The following is a 4,437-nucleotide window of genomic DNA, read 5'->3' as shown; positions in this document are numbered from 1 at the left end:
ATCCTGAGCGCCTTGCGCCGCCTGTTTCGTCCCCAGGGCTACCGCATCCTGACGGCCGAGGGGGGGGCTGCCGCGCTGGAACTGGTCCGCAGTGAAAGCGTCGACCTGGTGATTTCGGACATGCGCATGCCGAACATGGACGGCGCGCAGTTCCTCGAAAAAATGCGCCAGCTGCAGCCCACGGCAACGCGCATCCTGCTGACCGGCTACGCCGACATCAGCTCGACCATTGCCGCCATCAACGGCGGCCAGATTCACCGCTACATCGCCAAGCCCTGGGACGACAACGACATCGTCCTGGTGGTGCGCGAAGCCCTGGCACGGCGCGACCTGGAACGCCAGAACCAGCAGCTGACGGCGCTCACGGCGCGCCAGAACGAAGAGTTGCGCCAGCTCAACGGCCAGCTCGAGGATCGGGTCAAGCACCGCACGGCGGAGATCGAACAGATCAACGACATGCTCAATGTCGCCTACGACGAGCTGAAGACGAACTTCATGCTGTCGATGCGGATCTTCGCTGGCCTGATGGACCTGAGGCACAGCGGACTGGCCGGCCAGTCCAGGCGGGTGTCCGAGTGGGTCAAGCGCGTGTGCGCGCAGATGAAGCTCGACGAGCGCCAAAGCCATGACGCCTACGTGGCCGGGCTGCTGCACAGCATCGGCAAGATCGGCTTTCCCGACGGCATGCTCGGCAAGCCCCTTTCCACGCTCAGCACCGAGGAAAACGCGCGCTACCGCAAGCACACGCTGAACGCCGAGGCGGCGCTGATGCCGCTGGCCCAGTTGCAGCCGGTGGCCAAGATCATCCGCTCGCAACACGAGCGCTTCGACGGCAACGGCTTCCCGGACGGCCTGACGGGCAACGAAATCCCGCTCGGCGCACGCATCCTGGCGCCCATCGTCGATTACGAAAACCTGATGAACGGCACGCTGGCGGAGCGGCGTTTCACGCCCGACGACGCCGCCAGCAGCATTCGCCGCGGGGCGGGCAACCGCTACGACGCGAATGTGGTCGCGGCCTTTGTCGAGGTGTTGAAACAGCCGCTGCCGGAAAGCGAGCGCGATCGCGAGATTTCCGCGCTCGACCTGGTGCCCGGCATGGTGTTGTCACGCGATCTGGTCAGCACCCAGGGCACCTTGCTGCTGGCCACCGGCTACGTGTTCGACGCGCGGGTGGTACGCCAGGTGCGCGAGTATGCGCAGCGTGAAGGCGTCAAGCTCAGCCTGTACGTGCGCAAGGACATGGCCTGAGTCCGATGTAGAGGTGATGTAGACGGATGTAGGGCTGTACAAAGACCTGGTTCAGGGAAAGGAAAAGCGTATGCAAGCGCATCGAATCATGCTGGTGGACGACGAGAGCGGTGTGCTCAACGCACTGTCGCGCCTGCTGCGGCTTTCGCCGCTCGTGGTGGCGGGCCATTCCCGTCTGGCCGAGGTCGAAACCTTCGTCTCGGCCAAGCAGGCGCTGGCGCGCGCCGAGGAGCGTGCCTACTCCCTGGTCATCTCGGACTTCCGCATGCCAGAGATGGACGGCGTGGCGGTGTTGCGCCGCATGCGCGAATTGCAGCCCGATTGCTCGCGGGTGATCCTGTCGGGCTACACCGACCTGAACGGGCTGATCGGCGCCATCAACGAGGCCCAGATCGACCGCTTCATCGCCAAGCCGTGGAACGACTTCGAGTTGATCAGCGCGCTGTCGCAGATCTTGCAGATCCGCGCGTTGCGGATGGAGAACGAGGCCCTGGCCAACCAGGTGCGCTGCGAGCGCGGCGATCTCTCGGCCGAGGAGCTGGAAATGAAGCGCCTGGAACAGCTGGAGCCCGGCATCACGCGGGTCCAATGGGGGGCGGACGGCTCGGTCGTGATGGACGCCGACGTCCTGCTGCCCGAGCCGCGCGGCGGCTGGAACTGACGCATGCAGCGCGACCTTCCAGACGCCATGCTGACCGAAACCCGACCTGGCACCGCTGGGACCTTGTGCCGCGCGGTCATGCGCGCACTCCACGTGCCGGCCTTCCTGCACCAGGGCGCCGAGCTGTTGTGCGTCAACGAAGCGCTGGCGCGCCTGGTCGGCCACGATGAGGCCAGCCTGCTGACCATGACGCCCGCAGACCTGGTCGGCCCGGAGATGGCGGGCCAGATGGCCAGCTACGGCATCACCTGCCTGGAGCAAGACCCAGAGCCCGCGGCCACGGAGATGACACTGCGCACATCGACCGGTGCCGAGCGCTTCGTCGAGCTGACCGCTCGGCGCATCGACATCGACGGCCAGCCCGCCGTGCTGTCGACCTGCCAGGACCTGAGCGACATGCGGCACGTTCAGACCAGCTTGCTCAACATGAGCCAGGTGCTGAACCAGATCATGGACAGCACGCCGGTGGCGACCTTCGTCATCGACGGCGAGCACCGCGTGACGCACTGGAACCGGGCATGCGAGCAGTTGACCGGTCGCGACTACTGGGACATGCAGGGCGTGGTCGAAAAGGGCTGCGTGTTCTACCCCACCGAGCGCCCACTGCTGTGCGACATGATCGTCGACGGGGCGGACGCCCAAGCCATGGCACAGCTGTACGGCGGAAAGATCCAGCCTTCCAAGACGGCGGCCGGGGCTTTCGAAGGCGAGGACTTCTTTCCCAGCTTCGGCGACAGCGGCAGGTGGCTGTTTTTTACCTCGGCGCCGCTGCGCAATGCCACCGGCGAGGTCGTCGGCGCCATCGAGACCCTGCAGGACGTGTCGCAGCGACGCGCGGCGGAAGAAGAGCTGATGCGGCACCGCAACCAGCTGGAGCTGCTGGTCAGCGAGCGCACCGCCGAACTCAACAGCACGCACCGCGAGCTGGCCGCCTTCATGGAGAACGCCTCGGTCGGCATCCTCGCGTCGTCAAACGGCAAGGTGATCCGGCACAACAAGAAGTTCGCCGAGATGTTCATGCCTGATGGCAGCAGCGCCGTCGGCCACCTGACGGCGGACTTTTTCTGCAGTACCGAGGACTTCACCGCGTTCGGCGAGATGGCTTTGCCGGTGCTGACGCAGGGCAAGCCGCTGCAGCACGAGCGGATGCTGCAGCGCCTGGACGGCAAGCAGCTGTGGGTGCAGATGATTGCCTACGTCTCCAACGTCGACGATCCCACCGCTGGCGCCTGGTGGCTGTTGCAGGACCGCAGCGAGGTGCGGCGCGCGCAGGAAGCGCTGGAGTCCAACTACGAGCGGTTGAAGGAAACCAACCGGATGCTCGAAGAGGCCCAGAACCAGCTGCTGCAATCCGAAAAGATGGCATCGATCGGCCAGCTGGCGGCCGGCGTTGCCCACGAGATCAACAACCCGGTGGGCTTCGTCAACTCGAACCTCAGCTCGCTCAAGCACTATGTCGACGGCCTGCTGAAGCTGCTGGCCGACTATGAGACCCACGAAGACACGCTGAGCGCCGAAGTGCGGCAGCGGCTCCAGGCCACCAAGCAGGACGTCGACCTCGAGTACCTGCGCGAGGACGTGCCGGTGCTGCTGCGCGAGAGCGCCGATGGCCTGACCCGCGTCAAGCGCATCGTGCAGGACCTGAAGGACTTCTCCCGCGTCGACAACGCCGATTGGCAAGAGGCCGACCTGAACGCCGGCCTGGAGTCGACGCTCAACGTGGTCAACAACGAGATCAAGTACAAGGCCGAGGTTCGCCGCAGCTACGGCCAGTTGCCGCCGGTGCGTTGCCTGGCAGCGCAACTGAACCAGGTGTTCATGAACTTCATCGTCAACGCGGCCCATGCGATCGAGAGCAACGGGGTGATCACCCTGTCCACCGGGCGCAGCGGCGATTGGGTCTGGGTCGAAGTGGCCGACACCGGCTGCGGCATGTCGGCCGAGGTGCAAAAGCGCATCTTCGAACCCTTCTACACGACCAAGCCGGTCGGCAAGGGCACCGGCCTGGGCTTGTCGCTGTCGTTCTCCATCGTGCAGAAACACAAGGGGCAGATCAAGGTCCACTCAGAGCCGGGCAAGGGCAGCGCGTTCAGGGTCTGGATACCCATCATGTGTGATGAGTCGCAGGACCCCCCGCCCCTACCCATGGAGTTGACGCAAGTCAACTGACCGCAACGAGCCCGGGCGCACCATGGACTTTTGCGACGGGCGAGACGAAGATATCAATGAACCACCAGCAGTGTGGCAGTCAGGTACCGGTCCGGGGCTTTCGAGCAAGGGCCGGTGTGCATTAGCAAGGACGATCAGGGATGGTCACGCCGAGTGAAACGCTTGAAGACGTGTCGTCGTTACGTCGCGAGGTCGCGGGCGCGAGGTCTGCCGAACCCGTGGCCGGTGCGACGGACGCTGTCAACGACCAGGTGGCGGTCGCTTCGCCTCAGGATGCGACGGCGCACCTGCGCCGAACGGCCGTGGCCTCGGCTCTGCGGACTGCGATCGACCGCAATGAACTGAGCCTGCACTAC

4 protein-coding genes are annotated in these 4,437 nt (G+C 65.1%); all 4 read left to right on the top strand.

The features are described 5' to 3' along the window. On the top strand, positions 1–1,251 hold a 1,251-nt coding region (gene nosR / locus AC1DYI_RS27695; RefSeq protein WP_477207341.1), incomplete at its 5' end, for a response regulator c-di-GMP phosphodiesterase, NosR family. 70 nt (positions 1,252–1,321) lie between these two features. After that, positions 1,322–1,912, top strand: a complete 591-nt coding sequence (locus AC1DYI_RS27690; RefSeq protein ID WP_477207340.1) for a response regulator — start codon at positions 1,322–1,324, stop codon at positions 1,910–1,912. Between the two features lie 27 nt (positions 1,913–1,939). After that, entirely contained in the window at positions 1,940–4,081 is a 2,142-nt protein-coding gene (locus tag AC1DYI_RS27685) for a PAS domain S-box protein (RefSeq protein WP_477207339.1), read from the top strand. 140 nt (positions 4,082–4,221) lie between these two features. After that, a partial coding sequence (locus AC1DYI_RS27680; RefSeq protein WP_477207338.1) for a hypothetical protein occupies positions 4,222–4,437 on the top strand: 216 nt, incomplete at its 3' end.

The organism is Ideonella sp. P3_A4, from assembly GCF_056403075.1.
The sequence above is the reverse complement of the archived record's forward strand: the minus strand, read 5'-3'. Positions and strand labels throughout refer to the sequence as shown.

Bases quoted from the DNA above. Each gene is read 5' to 3' on its own strand.
- AC1DYI_RS27690 (WP_477207340.1), top strand. From the start codon at position 1,322: ATGCAAGCGCATCGAATCATGCTGGTGGACGACGAGAGCGGTGTGCTC.
- AC1DYI_RS27685 (WP_477207339.1), top strand. From the start codon at position 1,940: ATGCTGACCGAAACCCGACCTGGCACCGCTGGGACCTTGTGCCGCGCG.